Origin of the sequence: Myroides sp. DF42-4-2 (assembly GCF_030326445.1) — a bacterium.
Lineage (GTDB): Bacteria > Bacteroidota > Bacteroidia > Flavobacteriales > Flavobacteriaceae > Flavobacterium.
In genome coordinates this window covers 18,346-40,761 of the sequence record NZ_JACAKI010000025.1, presented here as the reverse complement: position 1 = coordinate 40,761, position 22,416 = coordinate 18,346, and the positions used below count along the sequence as shown (strand labels likewise).

23 protein-coding genes and 1 tRNA gene are annotated in these 22,416 nt (G+C 40.2%); 10 read left to right on the top strand and 14 right to left on the bottom strand.

Translation table 11 applies throughout. The annotated features are described in order from the left end of the window. Positions 1-171 precede the first annotated feature (171 nt). The 7 genes from HX062_RS14595 to HX062_RS14565 form a co-directional block, all read right to left on the bottom strand. Positions 172-954, bottom strand: coding sequence for an ABC transporter permease (locus HX062_RS14595; protein ID WP_286467915.1), 783 nt, complete (start codon positions 952-954; stop codon positions 172-174). Then, complete coding sequence (locus HX062_RS14590) at positions 947-1,654, bottom strand: ABC transporter ATP-binding protein (protein ID WP_182626448.1); 708 nt, start codon at positions 1,652-1,654, stop codon at positions 947-949. The genes HX062_RS14595 and HX062_RS14590 overlap by 8 nt, the downstream gene beginning before the upstream one ends. Next, a complete protein-coding gene (gene nosD, locus HX062_RS14585) occupies positions 1,638-2,891 on the bottom strand; it encodes a nitrous oxide reductase family maturation protein NosD (protein WP_182626449.1) in 1,254 nt (417 codons plus the stop codon). The genes HX062_RS14590 and nosD overlap by 17 nt, the downstream gene beginning before the upstream one ends. A gap of 27 nt (positions 2,892-2,918) precedes the next feature. Beyond that, on the bottom strand, positions 2,919-3,356 hold the full coding sequence (locus tag HX062_RS14580; RefSeq protein WP_286467914.1) for a nitrous oxide reductase accessory protein NosL: 438 nt from the start codon (positions 3,354-3,356) through the stop codon (positions 2,919-2,921). 1 nt (position 3,357) lies between these two features. Next, a complete protein-coding gene (locus HX062_RS14575; RefSeq protein ID WP_286467913.1) occupies positions 3,358-3,966 on the bottom strand; it encodes a hypothetical protein in 609 nt (202 codons plus the stop codon). 77 nt (positions 3,967-4,043) lie between these two features. Then, positions 4,044-6,002, bottom strand: coding sequence for a Sec-dependent nitrous-oxide reductase (gene nosZ, locus HX062_RS14570; RefSeq protein WP_286467912.1), 1,959 nt, complete (start codon positions 6,000-6,002; stop codon positions 4,044-4,046). Positions 6,003-6,018: 16 nt separating this feature from the next. After that, positions 6,019-6,534 (bottom strand): c-type cytochrome, encoded by a 516-nt coding sequence (locus tag HX062_RS14565; protein WP_182626453.1) that lies wholly within the window; start codon positions 6,532-6,534, stop codon positions 6,019-6,021. Positions 6,535-6,847: 313 nt separating this feature from the next. Between HX062_RS14565 and HX062_RS14560 the strand changes: the two genes are divergently transcribed. Genes HX062_RS14560 through HX062_RS14545 form a run of 4 tightly spaced genes read left to right on the top strand, consistent with a single transcriptional unit; the run spans position 6,848 to position 10,681 of the window. After that, complete coding sequence (locus HX062_RS14560) at positions 6,848-8,977, top strand: cbb3-type cytochrome c oxidase subunit I (protein WP_286467910.1); 2,130 nt, start codon at positions 6,848-6,850, stop codon at positions 8,975-8,977. 9 nt (positions 8,978-8,986) lie between these two features. Then, on the top strand, positions 8,987-10,003 hold the full coding sequence (locus tag HX062_RS14555; protein ID WP_286467909.1) for a cbb3-type cytochrome c oxidase subunit II: 1,017 nt from the start codon (positions 8,987-8,989) through the stop codon (positions 10,001-10,003). After that, positions 10,000-10,287, top strand: a complete 288-nt coding sequence (locus HX062_RS14550; RefSeq protein ID WP_182626456.1) for a hypothetical protein — start codon at positions 10,000-10,002, stop codon at positions 10,285-10,287. The genes HX062_RS14555 and HX062_RS14550 overlap by 4 nt, the downstream gene beginning before the upstream one ends. Then, positions 10,271-10,681, top strand: a complete 411-nt coding sequence (locus HX062_RS14545) for a cytochrome C (RefSeq protein ID WP_286467908.1) — start codon at positions 10,271-10,273, stop codon at positions 10,679-10,681. The genes HX062_RS14550 and HX062_RS14545 overlap by 17 nt, the downstream gene beginning before the upstream one ends. Before the next feature lie 92 nt (positions 10,682-10,773). Here HX062_RS14545 and HX062_RS14540 read toward each other — a convergent pair whose 3' ends face one another. Then, entirely contained in the window at positions 10,774-11,004 is a 231-nt protein-coding gene (locus HX062_RS14540) for a thioredoxin domain-containing protein (RefSeq protein ID WP_286467907.1), read from the bottom strand. 209 nt (positions 11,005-11,213) lie between these two features. On the opposite strand from HX062_RS14540, the gene HX062_RS14535 reads away from it, so the two are divergent. Both HX062_RS14535 and HX062_RS14530 read left to right on the top strand, forming a co-directional pair. Further along, positions 11,214-11,285: transfer RNA gene (locus tag HX062_RS14535), tRNA-Cys, on the top strand. Positions 11,286-11,409: 124 nt separating this feature from the next. Then, entirely contained in the window at positions 11,410-12,075 is a 666-nt protein-coding gene (locus HX062_RS14530) for a phosphatidylserine decarboxylase family protein (RefSeq protein WP_286467906.1), read from the top strand. Positions 12,076-12,089: 14 nt separating this feature from the next. Here HX062_RS14530 and pdxR read toward each other — a convergent pair whose 3' ends face one another. Beyond that, positions 12,090-13,523 (bottom strand): MocR-like pyridoxine biosynthesis transcription factor PdxR, encoded by a 1,434-nt coding sequence (gene pdxR, locus HX062_RS14525; protein ID WP_286467905.1) that lies wholly within the window; start codon positions 13,521-13,523, stop codon positions 12,090-12,092. Between the two features lie 204 nt (positions 13,524-13,727). On the opposite strand from pdxR, the gene HX062_RS14520 reads away from it, so the two are divergent. Then, complete coding sequence (locus HX062_RS14520; protein WP_430530050.1) at positions 13,728-14,612, top strand: DUF6268 family outer membrane beta-barrel protein; 885 nt, start codon at positions 13,728-13,730, stop codon at positions 14,610-14,612. 77 nt (positions 14,613-14,689) lie between these two features. On the opposite strand, the gene HX062_RS14515 is transcribed toward HX062_RS14520, so the two are convergent. The 5 genes from HX062_RS14515 to HX062_RS14495 all read right to left on the bottom strand — a co-directional run bounded on the left by HX062_RS14515 (position 14,690) and on the right by HX062_RS14495 (position 19,727). Further along, positions 14,690-15,430 carry a LytR/AlgR family response regulator transcription factor gene (locus HX062_RS14515; protein WP_286467903.1) on the bottom strand — a complete coding sequence of 247 codons (741 nt, stop codon included), beginning with the start codon at positions 15,428-15,430 and terminating at the stop codon, positions 14,690-14,692. Further along, on the bottom strand, positions 15,417-16,490 hold the full coding sequence (locus tag HX062_RS14510; RefSeq protein ID WP_286467902.1) for a sensor histidine kinase: 1,074 nt from the start codon (positions 16,488-16,490) through the stop codon (positions 15,417-15,419). Before HX062_RS14510 ends, HX062_RS14515 begins: the two co-directional genes overlap by 14 nt. A 165-nt stretch (positions 16,491-16,655) precedes the next feature. Further along, complete coding sequence (locus HX062_RS14505; protein WP_286467901.1) at positions 16,656-17,246, bottom strand: porin family protein; 591 nt, start codon at positions 17,244-17,246, stop codon at positions 16,656-16,658. Positions 17,247-17,377: 131 nt separating this feature from the next. Next, positions 17,378-18,913 (bottom strand): phosphoethanolamine--lipid A transferase EptA, encoded by a 1,536-nt coding sequence (gene eptA, locus HX062_RS14500; RefSeq protein ID WP_286467900.1) that lies wholly within the window; start codon positions 18,911-18,913, stop codon positions 17,378-17,380. After that, positions 18,900-19,727, bottom strand: a complete 828-nt coding sequence (locus tag HX062_RS14495) for a phosphatase PAP2 family protein (RefSeq protein WP_286467899.1) — start codon at positions 19,725-19,727, stop codon at positions 18,900-18,902. Before HX062_RS14495 ends, eptA begins: the two co-directional genes overlap by 14 nt. Before the next feature lie 415 nt (positions 19,728-20,142). Here HX062_RS14495 and HX062_RS14490 point away from each other — a divergent pair, with 415 nt between their 5' ends. The 3 genes from HX062_RS14490 to HX062_RS14480 all read left to right on the top strand — a co-directional run bounded on the left by HX062_RS14490 (position 20,143) and on the right by HX062_RS14480 (position 22,393). Further along, positions 20,143-20,340: a hypothetical protein gene (locus tag HX062_RS14490; protein WP_182626467.1), complete on the top strand. Its 198-nt coding sequence runs from the start codon at positions 20,143-20,145 to the stop codon at positions 20,338-20,340. Positions 20,341-20,489: 149 nt separating this feature from the next. Beyond that, positions 20,490-21,776: an adenylosuccinate synthase gene (locus HX062_RS14485; protein WP_286467897.1), complete on the top strand. Its 1,287-nt coding sequence runs from the start codon at positions 20,490-20,492 to the stop codon at positions 21,774-21,776. A 50-nt stretch (positions 21,777-21,826) separates the two neighbouring features. Beyond that, positions 21,827-22,393 (top strand): Crp/Fnr family transcriptional regulator, encoded by a 567-nt coding sequence (locus HX062_RS14480; RefSeq protein WP_286467896.1) that lies wholly within the window; start codon positions 21,827-21,829, stop codon positions 22,391-22,393. Positions 22,394-22,416 lie beyond the last annotated feature (23 nt).

The following is a 22,416-nucleotide window of genomic DNA, read 5'->3' as shown; positions in this document are numbered from 1 at the left end:
TAAAAACGGTCAACCATATTTAGGGATGTACACCACTCACCACTCACCACTCACCACTCACCACTCACCACTCACCACTCACCACTTACCACTCACCACTCACCACTCACCACTCACCACTTACCACTCACCACTCACCACTCACCACTCACTACTCACCATCTTCAATATTTAAAAATTCTTTTTCTTCCCTGTTCTGTAGATCAACAGAATAGGCAGTACAGTCCAAAGGGCAAGCAGGGCAAAGGATAGTAAGCTACCCAATCCGCTGCCGAAGAACTTTTTAAATACGGCTCCAGTGTAGCCCAATAGAGCAGAAATATCGAGTTTGAGTAAGATTAAAATACGCGATAAGTCGATGGGGTTCAAAATCGTGCCAATCAAGGAGATATTCTCCAATGGATAATCTCCAAACACGAGGAGAATACTCAAAAAGATACCGTCATATACAACGGCTAAGAACAACCATAATAAGATAGCAAATCCGAATCCCTTGATTTTATTTTCGTTTCTCAAACCAATATTATAGGCTAATGCGCTGAATATAAAGGTTAAGAATGCACCTATGCCTAAAAGGAGTAGAAATTCGAAAATAATGTCCGACTCAAAAAGGCCGTAACAAATAAAAGGAATGCCCAAACCGATGAGTAAACTCATGGATAAAGACAAGGCAACGCCCAAATATTGTCCTATGAAAATAGACGAACGCCTGATCGGCAAAGCGAGTAGTAGTTCTGTAAATTCCTTGGAATCATAGTAGTACATAATACCGAAAATCGTACTGATTAAAGGCACAAGAACAATGATCACATTCATCAACGTGATAATGGCTTTTCCAATATCGCGATTGAGAAATAGCAAGACAAATCCAAGGGCAAGATAAAAGAACAAGTAGAAGTAGCTCCATCTGCTGCGCATTAAATCGAAAAAGCTATATTTTAGAATTTTAAGCATAAGAATCAAGTAAAAGGTTAGCAATAGCATGTTCAAAGTTGTCTTGTTTCGTCCTTTCTTTTAGTTCATCTATAGTGCCTTTGAAGTATAGTTTACCTTCAAGAATAAAGATGATCTGATCGGAAATTTCTTCGACAAAGCTCATAATGTGAGAGGTAACGATAATGGTTTTTCCCTTTTTTTTTTCGTTGATAATCAGTTGTTTCAATAGAATCATGGCGGCGGGATCTAATCCAGTTGTGGGCTCATCGAGAATTAAAATTGGATTGTCAAACATAAAGGCCAATAGGATGTTTACTTTTTGTTTAGTACCTCCCGACAGTTTATTGATTTTTTTGTTGAGAAAAGGCGAGAGTTTGAATAAGTCAACCAGGGTTTGGTGGTCTTTTTGGTTGTCATTTCTCAGATCTTTGATCATGTGAATCAATTCAAGTACGGTTAGGGTATTGGGAAAACTGGCTATTTGTGGCAAATAGTCGATATTGCTTCGGTATTTCCATTGCTTAGCGATATTTTCTCCCTGAATTTCTATGCTGCCACAATCGGGATGTACCATAGATAAAATGCATTTATTGAGGGTAGTTTTACCGCTTCCGTTAGGGCCTAAAATAGCGAGTACGCCTTGACCAATTTCGAGGTCAATTCCTTTTAGTACTTGATTCTCGGCAAATTTCTTATGTAAATTAGTTATCGTAATCATGCTGAATTTGTTTAATAAAAGGTTGGGCATCTACTAAGTTATCTGGCGTAAATACGGGAGCTACTTTTTCTGAGAAATCAATGATATCGACAAATAGACTACGCAGAAAAATAATGGATTCAGGCGTTTTATTCACGATATAAGAAAAGAGCTTAATCGGTCGATGGGGAACATCTCCAATGCCGTCTTTGTCTAAATCATAACCCGTATAATTACTCCAATAGTTGTGGTCAAAATTGTTTTGATTGAGTTGACCTTGGTAGAGTAAATCAAATGAATTGTTTAGAAAATTATTGTAGTTTACCGTGTTCTGATAATTGGCTCCTCTGGAATTTAACGCCCATCCATTGCTAATAAAATCATTGTGTAGGTACTGTACGCGGTTGGATCCTTCTATATTAATAGCTGTGGTGTTGTTTTTAAATATATTGCGGCTAATTTCCGTATCATTGACTTCCTTTAGCAACACCCCATAGGCAGCAGATCCCCAATTATCACTGAACAAGTTGTAACTCATTTTCATGAATTTGGAAAACATAATGGCCACACCAGCTCCATTGTTGGTATAAGAGCAATTGGTTACCACATCGTGATTGGAAAACATAAAGTGCAAGCCATAGCGCACATTGTTTTTACTGATATTGTTGTGAATGGTACAGTAATTAGAAAACTCTAAATAAATCCCATCGCGTACACGTTCGACGTAATTGTCTTTGATTTCAATGTTGTTACAATACCACAGCTGAATGCCATTGCCTGAATTGAATTCACTTTTGGCTTTGCCATATATCTTATTGGAGAGGATCTTTCCTTCCTTGGATTTTTCGAGGTAAATACCAAAAAACAGCTCTTTAATGGTGTTGTTTTCAATGATAAAGTGTTTGCTTTCCCTTACGCGTATTGCGGCATAATCTTTTATGTAACTGCTTCCTACATTGATGATGGTAAAGTTTTTTACCGTGACATAATCCGCTTGGATAATAAAGATTTCTCCTTTGTTTTCTCCATCAACGATGGCGTTTTTACTCAGGAGGGTGAGTGGTTTATTTATGTGAATATCCGTTTCTTTATAGGTTCCTGCTTCAACGACAATCAGATCATAGGAATCAGCCATTTCGATGGCTTTTTTGATTGTGTTAATTGCGGAATGAGGTTGAACAGTAATGGTTTTGGCCTTTATATTCCAACCTAAAAGAAGGAAAAGGAGAATACATAGTAGTTCAAGCGTTTTTTTCATAGCGTTAAAGAGGTTAAAGCCTGCTTTTTATTGGTGCGACAGCTGTTGACGTATGGTGGTGAAGGTGTAGTGATCGCCTGTAAATTCGTCTATTAGTTGATCTGCCTCTTCCTTGGTTTGTGTTGCGGAAAGAAAGGCTCCCATTGGACTGGGGATGTTTTTGGATACAATGAAATTCGCCTGTTCAGCGGGTATTAATGTACCGGGATTGAGCACATCAGCAACTAAGAGGTGTGTGTATTCCTTTGCTGGTTTTGCGGTATCGGCAAGGTAGTGCAACATACACTCAATCGCGTCAAATTTGTAGTTTTTGCCTTTGGTTGTTACCAATTGAGCAGCGTGTTTTGCATCTACAATGCCCATTTTGCAAAAGTCACAAGCGTCTGTGCCATATTCAATGGGTTGCACTTTGACTGTACAAGAGACAAACAGAAGGCTTAGCATAAGAAATGTGAGTGGTTTCATACTATTTTTTTTTAGATTTCATTCCAACGAGATAAGCGATAAAGACTAAGACCATACCCAAGGCCATGAGATAGGCGCCTAGGTGAGGGTATGAATAGGCGTCAAAGTTTAGTATTTTTCGATGTCCAAATAGCGGAGGTTCATAGGTTAAGGGGTTGCCGTGGGCATCGACCATTTTCATAATGGCATGAGGATCTAAATCACTTCCGTAGTCGATCAACCACAAGTTGAAATCGTACATTCCGGCAATGCCTAGTATTCCCATAACAAGCAGCCAACCTAAGAAATAGATGGGTTTTACTTTTTTGAAATAACCACCAATGCCCAAGGCAATACCCAGGATAGCCATGGAGGCAATGACAATTGGAAAAACAGTAAACTCCCACATTTGATCCGGCTTAGGAATGGTTTTCATTCCGATATAGTGGTTGAGTCCGTCAATATTTTGAAGATCAAATTCTCCTACGCCCTTAATCCCATCAATATAAATATTCATTCCCAAGGGAATTGGATATTGTGGAGCTCCTAGTTCAATGTTCCAAAGTGGAAAGTAGAATAAGGATAGGAGTAAACACGAGCCCACTATCATTAAAATAGAGGATTTTTTCATACTTTTTTGTTTATAAAGGACAGGAATTTTAATTCCTGTCCTTTAAAGATTAAATGTAAAGCGATAGGTTCTATTCGTTATTCATCGTCTAGTGACCAGGAAAGCTCTAGGTTTGAATCAGCAGGGGATACGCGAATATAACCTTGCATTTCTTGGTGAAGAGCCGAACAGAAATCGGTACAATAGAAAGGCCAAACCCCCACTTGTTTGGGTTCCCAAACAAAAGTTTCCGTTTTACCAGGTGTTACGAGGAGTTCGGATGTATTTGCTCCTAGCATACTGATACCGTGTGGCACGTCAAAATCTTGTTCTAAGTTGGTCACGTGGAAAAATACCTTATCACCGACTTTTACGCCTTCGATATTATCTGGGGTAAAGTGACTTCGGATCATGGTCATGTAGATGTGAACTTCATTGCCCTTTCGCGTTACTTTAGTTTCGGCAGGCGATTTTGTAGCATAAGGGTGTTTATTCTCATCGAGCTTATAGATCTGTCTAGATTTGTGCATGATCTTTTCCGCTTTGATTGCCGCAGCATAGTGCGGTTCTCCAATAGTAGGGAAATCGAGCAATAATTCCATTTTATCTCCTGATATATCGTAGAGTTGAGCGGAGTGATTCAAATCGGGGCCAACAGGTAAGTAGCGATCTTTGGTGATTTTATTCATCGCCACTAAGTATTTGCCATCTGGTTTTCTCGAATTACCACCAGGAATCATCAAGTGACCAACAGAATAATACGTAGGCTTGCGATCGACAATTTCCCAAGTGCCTAATTTCCATTTTACCACTTCAGAAGAGATAAAGAAAGTAGTATAGGCGTTGCCCTGACCATCAAACTCCGTATGCAAAGGTCCCAATCCAGGTTGTTCTACTACACCTGCTAAAACATCTTCAAATTTTAAAATAGGCAAACCATATGCTTCTCCGTCAAATTTCTTTTTCTCAATTGCGTCTAACATTTTCGTAAAAGAGTGTACAGTAAGGTTGGCTGAAAGTTTTCCGTTGCCGATGATGTATTCTCCCGAGGGATCCACATCACAACCGTGGGGTGATTTTGGCGTGGGCAATAAGTATACTAAATCGGGTAGTTCGCTTGCATCGAGTATGAGTACTTCTTCTTTCATGGTGTGCGTAGCCATATGTGTGGCATTGTCAAATTTATTATGAGCATACTTTACAGGCATTTTTTTTCCTTTTCCCGCTTTGATGTATTCTTCGGCTTTTTTCCAATTCACTGCTGCAATGAAGTCCTTGTCATTCTGAGAGGCATTTACTTCTAATAAGCTATGCGCCTCTTCTGTGTTATAGGTAGTAAAGAAGAACCAACCATGTGATTTTCCACGACCAGGGTGGGATAAATCATAGTTAAACCCAGGCATCTGAATTTGGAAAGACAAGTCCATATCCCCTGATTCTTGGTCCACTTTAATAAATGACAGGGTTCCCTTGAAGTTTCCTTTGTACTCTTTAATCGGGATATCGCGTTGGGGTATTGGCACAGAAAAACGCGTTCCCGCTACTACATATTCTGTGTTTTCCGTAACGAAAGACGAACTGTGATTCCCAGCACTGTTTGGAATTTCAATGATCTCAGCGGTACTGAAATCTTCTAAGTCAATGCGGGCAATACGCGGTGTATTATTTCCGTTGATGAAAATCCAACGTCCATCTAGTTCACCATTGGTTTGAGAAATATCCGGGTGGTGAGAATCATCCCAAGGAATGAATCCGTGAGAGGTCATTAACATCGGTTTGGTTTCCTCACTGTATCCATACCCTTTCTCTGGATCTTGAGAGAAAACGGGAATTACTTTAAAAAGCCTCCCTGAAGGCAAACCATATACAGATAGCTGTCCGCTAAATCCCCCCGAAAAAAAACCGTAGTATTCATCGTATTCTCCTGGTGCAACATATACTTTTTCTGCTGCATTGGAAGAGAGCGCTCCCTTGTTATTTTGACCTGATTTTGAACAGCTGACTAAGGTGATGCCCAGCAGACAACTCAATAAGGTTAAATTGATATACTTTTTCATACTTTATAGTGTTAGGTTACAGTGTTCTGAAATATTCTAAAACGGCACGCGCTTCTTCTTCTGTCAAATTCTGATTCGCCATTGGTGCTCCATTGAATTCTTTTAATAAGTCTTGAGCCAAGGGGTCGTTTTCAATCATATTCTCAGGGTTTAAAATCATATTCATCACCCATTCTGGCGTACGACGCTCTAAGATGCCCTTAGGCGCTGGTCCGATAAACTTCTTGTCCGTTTTATGACATGCCGTACACATGGTTTTAAATACTTCTTGCCCTTTAGCTGCCATAGCTTGATCAATATCACCAAGTACCAACGTTTTGATCGGCCCTTTTCCTTTATTTACTAAATCCACGCGTTCCGAAGCAGGCGCATTCGCATCGCTTGAAGTAGCCTTAGTTTCTGCAGCAACTTCTACTTTTCTTTCATTTGTTGTTGTCACTTCTTCTGATGGTGTTTTTACCGTTTTATCTCCACATGAAAGAAGGGTTAAACAGCTTGTAAGTAGCATAAATGATAGCGCTTTTGATTTCATCTTGATATAGTTTAGATATTATTGTATCCCAAAGTTACCTCCATATGCAAGGTTTATTTTATGATTCAAATCACAATTGAGACAATAAAGGAGTTTTTTATCTTTATTTATTGCGTTTGATCTTGTTTGTACGCTAAATAGGGTTTATTGGTCTAGGGTTGTTTGTTAAATCTGAACCAGTAAGATGAGCCAGTTGGTATTTACCTTTGACTGTCAATTCGAAATAGAAGGAGCCTCGAACCCGTCGATCGGAAGATGGAGTAGGAGGATGGGATTGATTTGTCTTTGAAATAAACTGTAATACATAAATAGAATGAAAACTGTCTTTTTTACAACGTGTACGGCTCCCTGTGGTGCCTTTTTTATTACACCAGCAATTGCGATAGAGACACCAAGTATGAAACCCTTGTCTTTTGCGTTTGATTGGAGTAATGGTGTGGGAATACTATTGATTTTAATGGGGGTACTGGTACTCCTTGCTTTTGGTTTTTTGTACTTGGAAGCAAGGGAATTGTTGCATTCCTATCAAGAGCATCAAAAAAAACCTGCGGATGTTAGGCGTTATTTTGCCTATTTAAAATCAGGACAGCTCAAGGTATTGGCGCAATTCACGCGCTCAAAGCAAAGGGTTGTACTCTTGATCTTGGGATTTCTTTTTTCGCAGGTTGCCGAGGCCCAAACAACAATGCGGTTGGAGGATCGTCCACTTTTGAAAGAGCCAGGAATTTGGATTATTATTGTATTAATTGCCATTCCCATTATATTGGGAATTTGGATGATGGCATTTCAGATCTACCACGTGATCAAGCGACAACGACAAAAGTTGCAAAAGCAAGAAGTTGATGACTTGTTGCACTATTTTGAGCATCTATCCGAAGAGGATTTAGAGGTATTCATGCAGCGAAAAGAGGCGTTGGACTATACGCTTTCAAATCGGGAATTGTCGGGTACTCAAGCTGCAATGGATAAGAAAGGATTGCTACAGGCGCAAGAAGGGGATGCTATAGCTGTTGTAGCGGCAAAGAGGAGAAATGACAAAAGCTTGGACATTGATCCCAAGCTTACCCAGCTGATTTTGTGGTTTTTGGGAACAGCTAGCTTTTGGTTGCTTTTTGGTACGACTGTTGGTGAATACTTGGGGCTCAAGTTTATCGCTCCTGATCTAGATCAGACTAGTTGGTTGAGTTTTGGTCGACTGCGCCCAGTACACACGAATGCCGTTTTTTGGGGGTGGTCTTCACTAGGGATGATTGGCTTGGGGTACTATATTGTTCCCAGGGTAAGTAATACCGCTTTAGCCAGTTATAAATGGGCGTGGTATTCCCTTGTATTAATCAATGCTTCTGTGTTAGTTGGATCCCTGAGCTTACTGGCAGGGATCAACAATGGAGGAGGAGAATATCGCGAGTACATTTGGCCGATTATGTTACTCTTTGCCCTAGGATTGTATTTTACACTGCGCAATTACCTTCGAACGATTGCCCAGCGCAAAACAAATGAAATTTATATTTCGAATTGGTATATTGTCTCTGCGGTTATTTTTATTACAATTGTTGCCCTAGTAGGCTATTTACCCCAATGGCAAGATGGATTAGGAGAAACCATCGTACAAGGCTACTATATGCATCAAGCAGTGGGTATGTGGTTTATGCTATTTACCTTGGGTATTGTGTACTACTTCGTCCCTCAACAGCTCAATAAACCCATTTACTCCTACAGCTTAGGAATCTTAGCTTTTTGGACACAAATTCTTTTTTATACGCTAATAGGCACGCATCACTTTGTATTCAGTGCTATTCCGTGGTGGTTGCAAACGGTGGCGATTGTGGCCAGTGTGGGAATGGTTATTCCTGTCGTTGCGGGGACAACAAATTTCATTATGACCTTCAGAGGAGCCTGGCATAAGGTAAGGGATAGCTATACTGTTCCTTTTTTTGTGGTGGGTATTATCTTTTACTTTACAGGCTCGCTTCAAGGAACAGCAGAATCCTTTCGCTTTACCAATTTACTGTGGCATTTTACTGATTTTACGGTAGCGCATTCGCATTTAACCATGTATGGGATTATTGCCTTTTTGCTGTGGGGAGGTATTTATGCATTAGTGCCGCAGTTAACGGGAAAAGAAGCTCCTCAAATAACAGTAGGCGCTCATTTTTGGCTAGCGCTTATTGGATTGCTTTTCTATTCCATCCCTTTGATGTATGGCGGAACCCTACGCGGAATCTTGTGGATGGGAGACGCTGCGTTTATCGAAAGCGTTAAGCTGATGATGCCCTATTGGCTCTGGCGTGCGATAGGCGGTAGTTTAATGTGGGTATCACATTTGTTTTTCGCCTTTAATTTTTACAGGATGACGCGATCAATTCCCCTAAAGGAAACCGCAATCGCAACGCTCGCACTTGAAAAATTACAAGAGCAAATCAAGTCTAGTTCAAATTCTTAATGTTTAGTTATGGAGATCTTCAATAATCATAAAAAATTATACCTCGTTGCCAGTGTTTTGTTTGTTGTATTAACGCTTTTTGTAGCGATTTTACCGGCCTTAGACAATCAGTCGAGGATACAACCATTACCGGATGCGGAACCTTTAAGTGAGGCGGCTATGCGCGGTAAAAAGGTGTTTATTGCCAATGGGTGCGTCGCTTGTCACAGCCAGCAAGTGCGCAATGTAGAAATGGACCGAAAATGGGGAAGTAGGCCTTCTATGTCAGCCGATTATGCGGGAAATAAGCGGATGGACCTATGGACCAATACTGCTACGTTAATGGGAACTGAACGCACAGGACCTGATTTAACAGATATAGGTACCCGACAACCGAGTATCGACTGGCATCTCGTCCATCTATTTAACCCGAGAATTGTGGTTAAAGAATCAGTTATGCCCGCTTATCCGTTCTTGTTTCAATACAAACACAACCCCTCCGATACTGATGTGGTAGTTTCAGTTCCTGAAGGATTTGCCAATAGCGCGAAAGGCCAGGTTATCGCCACGGAAAAGGCACTTGATCTCGTGGCTTATTTGCGGGAATTGAAACAAGCAAAATTACCCGAAGCCACTGTAGCTCCTGAGTTTCTATATCCATTGAAGGATAAAGCGACAACGCAATTTACACAAGGGGAATCAGATACAGGTGTAGACGGCAAAAACCTCTATGCTACCAATTGTGCTTCTTGCCATCAAATGAATGGCGAAGGTTTAGCTGGTGCATTTCCGCCACTCAAAAACAGTCCCGTTGTGCTGGATGATAACCTGCAACTCTTTGTGGATATTATCATGAATGGATACGATGCCCGTGGAGAATACGGCGTTATGCCTGCTGTGGGAAGCAACCTCAATTGGACTGCAAAAGAAGTAACAGCCATAGTCAATTACGAGCGAAACAATTGGGGAAATCAGGCCCCTTTAGTCAGCGTAGAACAAGTAAAAGAAATCATGGATTATATTAACGAAATGAAAGCAAAACAATGAAAGCAAAACAAAATATAACAGCTGGAATACTCACTTTCCTCAGCACCGCTACCCTAATGGCGTGTCCGGTGTGTGAACGCAACCAACCCAAAGTACTAAAGGGAATTGTACACGGATCAGGCCCGGATAGCCAATGGGATTATCTCATTATTGCAGTAGTTGCAGTAGTGGTTGTCCTGACGTTGTTTTTTTCGGTTAAATGGTTGATTAAGCCAGGAGAACGCAATGAGGATCACATTAAGAGAACTGTTTTAAATGCGTTGTATTATGGAACAAAAAAGTAAAGTATACCTCTTCCTTGATGAAGAACCGCAACCTATTGCTGTTTTAGATACGCCCATTACCTTTGCGTTGGATACCCATAAGCTGGTTGATGGCGATCATCTATTGACCATTGTCAGTAAGGATCATACCGGAAAAGAAGGGATTCGAAAAATCCCCTTTATTGTTCGAAATGGCCCTGCCATTGAAGTGGAGGGAATGAAAGAAGGTGGGGTGGTAGATGGCATCGTCAATATTATGGTCAATGCTTATGGAAAAGCTGATCAAAAAGATTTTTTGATCATAGGGAGTGAAACCCCTCAAAGTATACCGTATTGGGTATGGATTACAGTAATTATGGTAATTGCTTGGGGGTTGTACTATATGGTGCGTTACTTGCCCGATGCGGGAGTGTAACCCTATAGCAGAAGTGGTTATAGTGAGAATGGCAGGTGCAAAAAAAAACGCTGGTTTGTGAAACGCAGCGTTTTTTTATGGATGAATCTAATCTACTTCAGATCCTTGATTGAGGCACCAAAGTTGAGGTGTAAGACATTGCCATTGGCCAAGACAATCGCAGGTACAGATTGAACTCCATAGACTTCTGCTTCTTGTATTCTGGATTTTTCTTCCCCAAGGTGTACAATCTCAATTTGATGATCTTTGATCAGATGTAAAAGGTCCTGTTCTGCACTAACACATACTGGACATCCTGCATGATAAAAAAGTACTTTTTCCATTTTGTTGATTTATTTAATTGATTATTATAGAATTGCATCGCAAAAATAGAGTGATTTTTGAAGGTTATACTGGTGCAGAATGGGAATATAGCCCTAGTCCAGCAGTGACAGCTTGTATTGCTATTCCTAAACTGGACCAGCTAGTAAATACCAATTCTGTATGAGTCAGATCAGAAAAAGTGCCCGTATGTTTGTATCAGAAAACAAATGGTTCTGTGGTGAGTGGTAGGCCTAATTCCGCAAGAGTTAGTAGGTTGGTTCGAATCCAACCAGAACCTCCAAACAAACAATATCATCTTAATTTTTTACATCCATCTTGTCTTTTGCTGCGCCTATTCAATGGTGTCATTTTTTTAATTGAATGCAGCAAAGATGGAGATGGCGATTACTTAAAACGAGAATAGCATGAAAATACACAAAGAAGGAAGAGGATCCATTGCGATAGCGAGTATCGTTTTACTCCTAGTTAACGGAGGGGCTTATTATTTAATTAGCGAGAAGTTAGTGCTTGTAAAAGTATTGATTTTGTTGATAACCCTAGGGTTATGGGGGTTAGTCATTTTCTTTTTTCGCATTCCTTCCCGAGTAATGACCAAGGATGAGGGGTGTATAGTTGCACCTTGCGACGGAACGGTCGTTGTGATAGAAGAAGTAGAGGCAGATGAGTATTTCACAGAAAAGCGGTTACAGGTGTCTGTATTTATGAGTGTGTTCAATGTGCATGTCAACTTAAATCCCATCCAAGGGGAAGTAGTGTACAGTCAGTATCACAAGGGGAAACACTTAGTAGCCTGGCATCCAAAATCATCTACGGAAAACGAAAGACATAGCGTGGTCTATCGACATAAAAATGGCCAGGAAGTATTAGCCAAACAAATTGCTGGGGCTTTGGCCAACCGCATTGTCAATTACTTGACGCCAAAGACGGTTGTAGAACAGACGGATCAAATGGGATTCATCAAGTTCGGCTCACGTGTAGATTTACTACTACCTATCAGCTGTAAGGTTGAGGTAAAACTAGGAGATAAAGTGCAAGGAGGCGTCACCCCATTGGCGAAATGGCAAGAGTAGATGTAGACCTTTGACTATTGTGCTCTAAGACATTCTCCTATGATTCGAACACCTCTTTCTAATTCATCGATAGAAAGGGTGCCAAAACTCAATCGCAAGCCATCGGAAGAAGTCGGAGCCCTATAATAATCATTGGGATTGACCAATTGGACGCCTCTTTCTTTTAGTTGTTGTAACAGACGTGTATAGTCTAAGGATTTGTTGGGCTTGAGCCAAAAAGCCAAGCCGCCATCGGGAATTGTATACGTAACAGTATCACCCATGTAGCGCTGGATAAATTCAAGCATAGCCTCTCTTTTCTCTTTGTATAAACTTGTCGCTTTTTTAATATGTTTTCTTAGCATGCCGTCTTCAATTAATTGAAGTACGGCTTGTTCCATAATGCGATCGCCTTGAATGTCAATGATTTTTCTCAATTGTGTAATCGCTTCAATAAGCGCAAGCTGACTGCTAACTAAAAAGCCAATGCGCAAAGCTGGTGCTACGACTTTACTCAGTGTGCCTATATACACATAGTTTTGCAATTCAGTATAACTACACAAGGGGAGTACGGGGCGATAGGTATAGTGAAATTCATTGTCGTAATCGTCCTCAATAACTGTAAAATTATAGGTATTGGCGAGTTGGATAAGCTCCAATCGCCTTTGTAAACTCAAGGTAACGGTTGTCGGAAATTGATGATGAGGGGTGAGGTACACGGCCTTTATATTGGGGTTGTTTTCCAACTGTTGTCGCAGGGCGGTGGTAGAGATTCCCTCGGCATCTACTTCAATGGGGATTAATGTAGCGCCTGCGCGTTCAAAGGCTTGCCATGCCGATTGATATCCTGGGTTTTCTACTAAAATAGCATCTCCTTTTTGGAGTAAACACTGAGCAATTAAGTAAATAGCCATTTGCCCCCCTCGGGTTATACAAACGCGATCTTCTTTGACCTGCATCCCTCTTTGATGGTTGAGCATATGAGCGATATGCTGTATGAATCGTGGATCTCCTTCTGCATTGGCATACCCCATCATTTGCCATTTGGCATTTCGATTAAAAATTTGTCGATAGGCACGTGCTAATTCCTTTATTGGAACAATCTTACTATCGGGATACCCATTGTCAAAAACGAGTGGAGCTGGATGCTGAAAAGGAGCATTTGCAGCTGTTGGACTCGCTTGCTTAGGTTTTTGCGGACGCACTTGCGGCATGGTTTGCGCGATGTAAATCCCTTTGCGCTCTAGCGATATGAGCCATTCTTCATCTAAAAGTACACTCAGCGCTTTCACTATGGTATTGCGGTTCACACCTATTGTACTCGCTAAGGTCCTCGTACTAGGTAATATATCTCCTTTGTGGAGCCTGCCTTGTTGGATCGCCTCAATAATTGCATCTGCAATTTGCAAGTAAATTGGTTTTTCAGCCGTTTGATCTAATCGAATTTCTAAGTTCCAAAGCCTTTTCATGTGGACTAGTTAAGTGGTTAGTATATGCGATAGTTAATAGACCAAATGTAAGCAATATTTAGTGAAGAATCTAGTTTTATGGTAAATGCTCAACCATCTAGTCATCAACAAAATACTACCATTGGTCAAAAGAATGTGGCTTTAGCTTTGGTTTTATAGTTGTTTTGCACCAAAATAACAAATATGAAAACAGCTGTATTTATAATGTACTGTATGCTGATTTTGTGCGGTTTATCGCTACACGCACAGGATCATTTAAGAGGGGAGTTTAAGGTGGATTACGTTCCCTTTTCCAATTATGTCAGACCTATAGACAGTGTGAAAACTCCCGCACAAACAGATTTTAGACGCGTAGAATTAAATATTGAAATACCGTTGTCTACGCGTATGGATCACAGGGGTAAACCGCGCACATGGTCTTTCGTTGCACAAGGGGCCTATGCCAAGATGCAGCATAGGCGTTATGAGGAAGATTTGTTTCCCACGGAATTGTTAAATGCCCAGATTGGATTTAAACACTTCCGATCGATTAGTGACTCGTGGTCTTTATTAATGATGGGAACTGTAGGGGTTTATGCTGATCGAAAAGAAATTAGGTCTGAAGCAATTTTAGGTCAAGGCGGTGTATTTTTTATCAAACACTTTAACGACAATGTCGCTTTGGGGGTTGGTCCAGTCTTAACGAATAGCTTTGGTGTTCCTATGGTCTTGCCTGGAATCTATTTTAGTTGGGAAACCCATGGTGATTTCTTCGTTCGCGTTGCTTTCCCTCAAGGGGCGGAATTTGGTTATAAAGTAAGTGAAATCGTCGATCTGAAAGTAGCAGTCGATTTACAAGGGATGACTGCAATCATTAAGAAAGACGACAAAGATATTTTGTTGGGATTTCAGCAGATTGTCGCGGGATTCCGACCGGAGTTCAAGTTTAACAAAAACCTCACTCTATCACTAACTACAGGTAGTTCGTTGGTACGCTCGTTTTCTTTTAATGAACGAAAAATAAAGAATATTTTTAAGGAGAAGAAAGAAGCAGATCCCCGATTTACTACTACGTTTTATGGAGCAGTTAAGTTGAGGTGGAGTTTGTAAGTGAAGTATTGAAATACAAGGAGTAAAAGGGCTATTTTAAAGTAAAGGTATATTGCTTTAAAATAGCCCTTTTGGTCTTATTTACTCAGTAAATTCTTGTAGATAATATCGTTGAGTAAAGCTTCTTTTCGAAGTCGAGCTAAAGGCAATTGGGTGTTGTTAATCAAAACCCTATTCCCTGAAATTGAACAAATGTGATCGACGTTAATCAAATACGATTTGTGTATGCGGAAGAAGTGTTCTTTGGGAAGTAATTCTTCCAAAGCTACCATGGTTTGGTGAATGACATAACTCTTCTGATGGGTGTGTATTTTCACGTAATTTTGCATGGCTTCAATGTAGAAAATATCGGGCCATTGAATTTTGACAAAGCTATCTTCGTGTTTTATAAACATTGTGCTGTCGGCGAGTCCGACTTCTTCTTTGTTTTGGTTTTTGAGCTCGTATAGTTCTTTGGCTTTTAAAGCTGCTTGATAAAATCGTTTGAACCCAATAGGTTTTAAGAGGTAATCCACGATTTGCAAGCGATAACCATCCAAGGCGTGTTCAGAATAGGCAGTTGTGAAAATTACTAAGGGCGGGTTGCTAATTGATTCTAAGAAGTCAATGCCTGATAAATAGGGCATATTGATGTCTAGGAAGAGTAAATCGAACTTTTCATTGCTAATTAGTTCCTGAGCTTCAAGTGCTGATCCGCAAGAGGCTTTGGTTGATAAGAAATCAACTTTGGCAATGTAATCGACGATAGATCGTCGGGCTAAAGGCTCATCGTCAATGACTAAACAGTTGAGCAAATGGGGGCTTTTAGGTGTTAGCATGGGAGTGATTTAAATTAATTTGAAGTGAAACCGCGTAGTTGTCTTCACCTGTTGTAATGGTTAAAAAGTGTTGATCGGGATATTGAATTTTTAGTCGTTCGGTAATATTGGCAATGCCGATGCCACCTTGTTGTTTTTCTCGTTTAAAACGAGGGTTGTATGAATTTTGAATATCCAAATGTAAGACATTTTGTTTTTCGATACAGCTCATGCGCACATACCCTTGTTGATGGGGTAAGCGGGAGACATGTTTAAAGGCATTTTCAATCAAAGGAACCAACAGTAAAGGCACAATTTTCAGCTGTCTATTGTCAATTTCCCACGTGCATGTAACGGCTAATTCGTCTTGCCAGCGTACTTGTTCGATGGCGACTAAATCTTGTAAATAGCGCATTTCCTGATGAAGGAATACCTGTTTTTGGTTGCATTCATACAGCTGATAACGCAAAATATCGGAGAATTTTAGTAAAACAGTTGACGCGAGTTCAACGTTGTTTTGCATGAGAATGTGAATGTGATTGAGGACGTTAAACATCAAATGAGGGTTGATTTGATCCTGAAGTAGTTTGATTTGGGCTTCTAGGTGTTCTTGTTTCAACTTGGCATTGAGTTGTTCGATTTTGTAGTGTTCTTCATAGAAGCGTATACCACAGGTTGTTGTAACAACGGCCATGGCTGAGGGAAAAGAACTAAATAGGCGATGTACGTAGTACTCTCTCCATGAAGTGGCTTGCATGTCAGCTAACATTGCCGTATCATCAATAAAGTAGGGAAATAGTGTAAAGCACAGTGACATCAATGCGTTGAGAACTAATATACCCACAAAGAATAAGACAATAAAACGCTTCATTTTTCCTTCTTTTAGGGCTTTAGGCAAGGCGACATCGCTCAAGTAATGTGAGATGCTGATGAAACAGAGCATCATCACTGCACATTGCAATAGCCAGTAAAGCGGACGATTATGGGCGTGAACAAACGGCCATACAGAAAGGGCGATTATAGACCAAAAAAGAATAAAAAACAACCTTTTGTGTTTCGTTATATTTATCGTTGGATGCATGAGATCGATCGTATTTAAACTACAAAGGTAAATAAATGATAATCGTTTGATTCACGGAGGTGTAATTTGACCACTGGTGGTTCTAAATTAAGTTTATGGTAGAGGTGAATACCTATTCGCCCCTACCATAAACTTAATTTAGAACCATTCCCTATAGTGCATCGACTATAAGAACATATAACTTAGACCTATTTGTACATGATTAGATTTGGATTTACTATCTTTTGAAAGGTTGTTTAAACTGCGAGAATATTTTAGCTCTACAACAAAATCTCCCACGGTTACGCCAGCGCCAATTTGCGCTTTCACGTTGTTTTTATTGAGGCTATAGTCAAATCGTTCGAGGTTTTCCGTGAGCTTTAGCTGGTCGTCTATGATCTGACTGTAAATTCCTCCTGCTAAAACGTGTACTTTAACTTTTTGTACGTCCAAAAGCGTATAGCCTAAGGCAAAGGGAATATCGATACTCTTCCATTTTGCTCGATGAACAAACGCGTGTTCCACGGGCGATTTTGATTCGCTATACAATAAGTCCGTCTGAATAAAAAGCCGGTCGAAGTGGTACTGAGTGGTAATCCCCGCAGAAAATCCTTGTGCACTAGAGGTACTCAAGTTTTTTAAGTTACCCGCGATATTGGCGTGATTAGAGGAAACTTTCACCCCTAAGCGAAAGGGATGTTGTGCTTTTTGTGCTGAAGCGTCTAAACTGCATAATGCCAGCGTACAAGCACACAAACTAAAGATAGTTGCTTTCATGTTTTACATTTATATTGATGCAGCAAAGAACCTTCAGTTTGAGCAATAGACCAATCTTCTTTGACCTAAGGTCGCTAAGTTTTGATCACAATTCACAAATCGCGGTCCACTGAAATAGAAGGGAATTGTACTTATTCAAAAATATTCATCTGCTCGTCGTATATCGGGCTTTCAAGGTTTAAAAAATGTAGGACACTGTGAAAGACGTGATGTTGAGAAAGCTGGGAATAGGGTTTTACTTTTTGATTGGCGTCGCCTACCCAAACGATAAAGGGAATTTCATACTGTTCTTTAGGGGCTATATGCAGGGGCAATCCATGCATATACAGGCTGTTTTCTCCCAATGATTCACCGTGATCGGATACAAAAATCAGGCTGCGCTTGTAGTCGGGAAAGTCTTTGAGTACTTCAATTACCCGGTGGAGTATATAGTCTGTATACACAATTGTGTTGTCATAGGCGTTGATTAGTTCTTCTTGTGAACAGTTAGCCAGCTCAACACTATTGCATACGGGTTTAAAAACTTCGAAGGCGGGAGGATATTTGCTGCTATAGGTCGGACCATGGCTTGTACTGCTGTGTAAGACAAGTAGTATTTTATCTTTTGTACTGCCTGCAATATCTTCCTTTAATCCAGTTAGGAGTAGTTCATCATATGCACAGGCATCATTACTGCAATTTCGTATCAAGGTTTCTTTGTTTTGGTAGTTGAGAATGTGGAGGGGCGGTTCTCCCCAATTGGTCGTTTTCCAAATAACATCCACCTGATTGCGGTACAAATAGTTGGGTAAGATTTCGTATAAATCATCCGTATCCTTGTAGTCCAAAATGCTTTTTACCCCTGCTGTTGTATAGGTAGCAGACGAATTGGCTTTAAAGGGATAGATATTTTCTGTTTGAGAAAGCAAGGGATTCGTATTTTTGGCGTACCCATAAAGAGAAAAGTTTTGACGTCTTGTGGATTCGCCAATAACTAAGATAACTACTGCTTTTTGCGGGTCATCTATGGCGTTTTGCCTGTTCTTCGCATCGGGTAATTGAATTTCTTTCTTGTTTTTTTGCGCTTGATGTGTGTAATGCAAAGCGGTGTTGACTACGTAGGACCAAGGCATTGCCAAGCCCCCCAATTGCTTAGAATGCTTGTCTATCCAAAGGATGTTTTTGGCATTGATGAACACCATCAACAGCAGGATTGTCAGAGCCGTACCACTGCGCCAAAGTATGATTTGTAGTTTTTCTTTTTTAGTTTTCAGTTTAAAGAGCAAAAAACTAGGTATGCCCCCTAAGAGGAGTGTGTATATCACAAGTTTCCATGAGAAAAAACTGCTAGATTCCTCTAAATTAGTGTTTAATACATTGGAAATCATACTTTCATCTACAAGAATGTGATAGGTGTGAACAAAGTAAACCGCTACAGCGTTCAGTAGAAAAAAGAGGGAGAGTACGATTTTACCCATTCGACGGGAGAGGGAGAACAACAAGTAGAAAGCAAAAAAGTTAGCTGTAAGCATAACCACAACTAAACTAAGGAGGAGTAGTAGCCGGGTGACTATCCCAGATGTAAGCTGTTGATAGGCGAAATCAAAGAATGCAAAGTGAAACAACAAGGTGTTGAGTCCACTCATCCAAAGGGCAATCAGTGAGGTTGTAGGTTTATTTTTGAACATAGACTTTTGCAATTTTATAAGAGGAATAGGTTACGCTCACTAGCGCACAATAGTATATGAATAGGTTGTCCTGGAGAATCCGCACGATGAGGGCGATGCTACAACAAAGCAATAAAAGCAGCAAAAGGGGATAATATCTTTTTTGGTGGATCCAGGGCCATAAGGTGTATTTTTGAGTGATACATACTCCTAGAAGTCCTGATAAATAGCCCAATATGCAACCAATGATCACATCTAAGGGGTAATGGGCTCCAACGGCAACACGCGTAAAGGCAAAGAGCAACCCCATGCTTATCGCACAAATGAAATAGGGAAGGCGGTAGCTTGCATTTTTGGGAACAAGGGTAAATAACAAGACTGTCAGGATCGTAAAAATAGTAATCGAATGACCAGAGGGACAACTAGTAGAACCTATTAATTTTTCGCCAATTATGGTAAACGTTTTATAATCAAATATTTTGGCTGGTCTAGGAATGGAAAAGCTCTCTTTTAATGAAAGGGTTAACAGCATAGAAATTAGTAAAGCCGTGATAATGGATTCCCATATTTTTGGAGCATAACGCAGTAAAAACGTCAGAAAAGATAGAAATATCATGGCATCTCCAATTTGTGTTAAGTTGAAGATCATTTGTGGATGTTCTTTCAAGTAGGCATTGATAAAATAAAACCATTCTTTCTGTATGTAGATATACCCTTTTACCGAAAGTGCATCCCAATGATACAGCAGCAGGGCAATAGCGCACAATAGGAGTATAGGTGCGATAAATAAGATATATCGCGGTTGGTGGGTGGTAGTTGAAATGTATTTGTTCATGTTCAAGAGGTTAGCAGTATTAGTTGTTTCTTTTTCGTAGGTGTACAACTAGCATATGTCCCTATCATCGCTAAATAAGAAGGATAAAACTCCTTTTATTCAGGAGGTATCTTAGTCGTTAAAAAAGAGAAAAAAACATCCAAGCAGACTGAACAAGAGCTATACCACCTTTAGAAGAAATGGAAGGTTTGGGATGAACTGATTTGAATAGTAGATAAGATTGTAGAAAAATAGTTGTTTATTATATATGGCAAACAGTGAATTAGTTCATGGTTGACCCCTCCTTAAAAAACGATATAGTGAATAATGGGATTGTAAATAATAACTATATAGTTCTAATAGGACAGGACTAGGATTGAAACTTTTCTTTTGTCTTTTTTTTTCCTACATTAGGCGGTACTAAATTGCAAAGTACATGAAGTTTACAATCGGATTTGTTGTAGGAGTATTAGCTCTCATTGTTTTTATGAGCACTAGAGCAAATGACTTGAAGAAAGAGGTAGCTAAGCCGTCTTTGGAACTTGTAATGGCCGATTCTTTGCGAGAAACACGTGTAAAAACTCAAGTATTTGACGAGTATTTACGCGTTAAATTTGATCAATGTACACCTTAAATTGTCGTTGATCAGTTCTAAACGTGCTGGTCTACAGTGTTTTATTGTAAAATAGAACAGTATTTCCTTTTTTGTCATTTGACAATTGCCCCCTTCATTAGCCAGCTTATTTTTGTTGTTTAACATTCAAAACAATAAACAAGAGGCATATGGATATTTTAGTTGGACTCCAATGGGGAGATGAAGGAAAAGGCAAATTCATTGATCACATTTGCAGTAGGTATGACGTAATTGCGCGTTTTAATGGAGGTGCAAATGCTGGTCATAGTATCTATTACCACAAGCAAAAAGTAACGTTGAAATTATTGCCATCAGGTGTTTTTTATCCCCAGACCCTCAATGTTATTGGGACGGGTGTTGTGGTTAATCCAATTCAATTGCAAGAAGAGTTAGCTGTATTGTGTAGGCTTGATCCGACTTTAAATGTATCAGAGCGCTTGATGATCTCGGCCAAGGCGCATTTGGTTCTTCCCACCCACAAGTATTTTGATATCGTTTACGAAGAAAATCCAGATTATCGCACAATTGGAACAACAAAAAATGGAATTGCTCCCGCTTATGCCCATAAGATCTTACGTCAGAATTTGCGTGTAGGTGATGTATATAGCGCTCAATTTGAGGCAGATTTCCGTTCTATTACACAGCGCCACTATCGCGAACTAGAGGCTTTCGGTTGTACCTTGCCTGCGTATGAGGATTTGGTAGAGGAGTTCCTATCAGCTGTAGCGTTTGTAAAAAAACTGTCGATTGTTGATACGGAATTGTATGTGAATCAAGCCTTAAACGAAGGAAAAAAAGTGTTGGCAGAAGGAGCTCAAGCCAGCATGTTAGATATTGATCACGGGACGTATCCCTATGTGACGTCTTCGAGTACAATTGCTGGAGGTGCTTGTACTGGATTGGGGGTTTCACCAACCAAAATAGGCGAGATTTATGGTGTACTAAAAGCGTATACCACTCGTGTGGGAGAGGGTATTTTCCCGACGGAAATCTTGGGTGAACAAGCAGAAGAATTGCGCCAAAAAGGAGGAGAGTATGGCTCTAATACCAAGAGACCAAGACGCGTAGGGTGGTTGGACATTCCTGCGTTGAAATACGCGATTATGCTCAATGGAGTTACCCAACTGATCCTTACCAAGTCGGATATCCTAAATGGGAGAAAAGAAGTACCCGTTTGCACACACTATGAAGTAGACGGCGATCTATATCCCTATTTTAGTACGAATCTAGTGGAAAAAAAACTACAACCGCAGTATAAAACGTTTGAGGGTTGGGATTTTGATTTTCAAAACGTCGGTGTAAAGGAAGATTTGTCACCTAACTTTATCGCATTTCTCGCGTATATCGAACAAGCGGTTGCAGTACCGGTTACTTTTTTGTCTACTGGACCTCAAAGAGAAGAAATCATCGAATTATCGGTGTCTACCTATAATTAATTGCCTACATTTATAGGGAGAGAATCAAGCTATATTATAGCCAGCACCACATGGAAGAACTACTGATCTATATTGAGAAATTTGCCAAGCTAACAGAAGAAGAACGCCTGATTATTCAACGCGTATTTACCGTAAGAGAGGTAGCCAAAGGAGCATATTTTACAGCGAGCGGAAAAATAAGCCACCACCTTGCTTTTGTGGAATCAGGCGTGTTTCGATCGCTCTACTACAACAAAACAGGAGACGATTTTACGCGTTACTTCATCTATGAAGGGCGATTTATCGGAGATCTGCACAATTTTTTAATTCAAGCAGCAGCCAACGATTATGTAGAAGCCATTACAGATGCGCGTATTTGGTGTATTAATTATGAGAATTTTCGCCTCTTAGAAAAGGAAATTTCCGTTTGGCCCTTATTGATAGCCAAACTGTATGCATTTGTAACTGAGAGCAAATTAAAAACAGCCAATATGATGCTAAACCTCGATGCTAAAGAACGGTATTTGCTGTTTCTTAGTCATTATCCTGGCTTGGTTAATCGCGTGCCCTTGAGTATGTTGGCTTCCTATCTGGGTATAACCTCATCCTCCTTGAGTCGAATACGCCGAGGGGTGTAAAGACTATAATAGGATAGGTCGGC

Bases quoted from the DNA above. Each gene is read 5' to 3' on its own strand.
- HX062_RS14550 (WP_182626456.1), top strand. From the start codon at position 10,000: ATGAAAGCAAAACAAAATATAACAGCTGGAATACTCACTTTCCTCAGC.
- eptA (WP_286467900.1), bottom strand. From the start codon at position 18,913: ATGTTCAAAAATAAACCTACAACCTCACTGATTGCCCTTTGGATGAGT.
- HX062_RS14595 (WP_286467915.1), bottom strand. From the start codon at position 954: ATGCTTAAAATTCTAAAATATAGCTTTTTCGATTTAATGCGCAGCAGA.
- HX062_RS14545 (WP_286467908.1), top strand. From the start codon at position 10,271: ATGGAACAAAAAAGTAAAGTATACCTCTTCCTTGATGAAGAACCGCAA.
- HX062_RS14480 (WP_286467896.1), top strand. From the start codon at position 21,827: ATGGAAGAACTACTGATCTATATTGAGAAATTTGCCAAGCTAACAGAA.
- HX062_RS14580 (WP_286467914.1), bottom strand. From the start codon at position 3,356: ATGAAACCACTCACATTTCTTATGCTAAGCCTTCTGTTTGTCTCTTGT.
- HX062_RS14485 (WP_286467897.1), top strand. From the start codon at position 20,490: ATGGATATTTTAGTTGGACTCCAATGGGGAGATGAAGGAAAAGGCAAA.
- HX062_RS14565 (WP_182626453.1), bottom strand. From the start codon at position 6,534: ATGAAATCAAAAGCGCTATCATTTATGCTACTTACAAGCTGTTTAACC.
- HX062_RS14490 (WP_182626467.1), top strand. From the start codon at position 20,143: ATGAAGTTTACAATCGGATTTGTTGTAGGAGTATTAGCTCTCATTGTT.
- nosZ (WP_286467912.1), bottom strand. From the start codon at position 6,002: ATGAAAAAGTATATCAATTTAACCTTATTGAGTTGTCTGCTGGGCATC.
- HX062_RS14520 (WP_430530050.1), top strand. From the start codon at position 13,728: ATGTACTGTATGCTGATTTTGTGCGGTTTATCGCTACACGCACAGGAT.
- HX062_RS14590 (WP_182626448.1), bottom strand. From the start codon at position 1,654: ATGATTACGATAACTAATTTACATAAGAAATTTGCCGAGAATCAAGTA.
- HX062_RS14505 (WP_286467901.1), bottom strand. From the start codon at position 17,246: ATGAAAGCAACTATCTTTAGTTTGTGTGCTTGTACGCTGGCATTATGC.
- HX062_RS14530 (WP_286467906.1), top strand. From the start codon at position 11,410: ATGAAAATACACAAAGAAGGAAGAGGATCCATTGCGATAGCGAGTATC.
- HX062_RS14510 (WP_286467902.1), bottom strand. From the start codon at position 16,490: ATGCATCCAACGATAAATATAACGAAACACAAAAGGTTGTTTTTTATT.
- HX062_RS14560 (WP_286467910.1), top strand. From the start codon at position 6,848: ATGAAAACTGTCTTTTTTACAACGTGTACGGCTCCCTGTGGTGCCTTT.
- HX062_RS14540 (WP_286467907.1), bottom strand. From the start codon at position 11,004: ATGGAAAAAGTACTTTTTTATCATGCAGGATGTCCAGTATGTGTTAGT.
- pdxR (WP_286467905.1), bottom strand. From the start codon at position 13,523: ATGAAAAGGCTTTGGAACTTAGAAATTCGATTAGATCAAACGGCTGAA.
- HX062_RS14555 (WP_286467909.1), top strand. From the start codon at position 8,987: ATGGAGATCTTCAATAATCATAAAAAATTATACCTCGTTGCCAGTGTT.
- HX062_RS14495 (WP_286467899.1), bottom strand. From the start codon at position 19,727: ATGAACAAATACATTTCAACTACCACCCACCAACCGCGATATATCTTA.
- HX062_RS14515 (WP_286467903.1), bottom strand. From the start codon at position 15,430: ATGCTAACACCTAAAAGCCCCCATTTGCTCAACTGTTTAGTCATTGAC.
- nosD (WP_182626449.1), bottom strand. From the start codon at position 2,891: ATGAAAAAAACGCTTGAACTACTATGTATTCTCCTTTTCCTTCTTTTA.
- HX062_RS14575 (WP_286467913.1), bottom strand. From the start codon at position 3,966: ATGAAAAAATCCTCTATTTTAATGATAGTGGGCTCGTGTTTACTCCTA.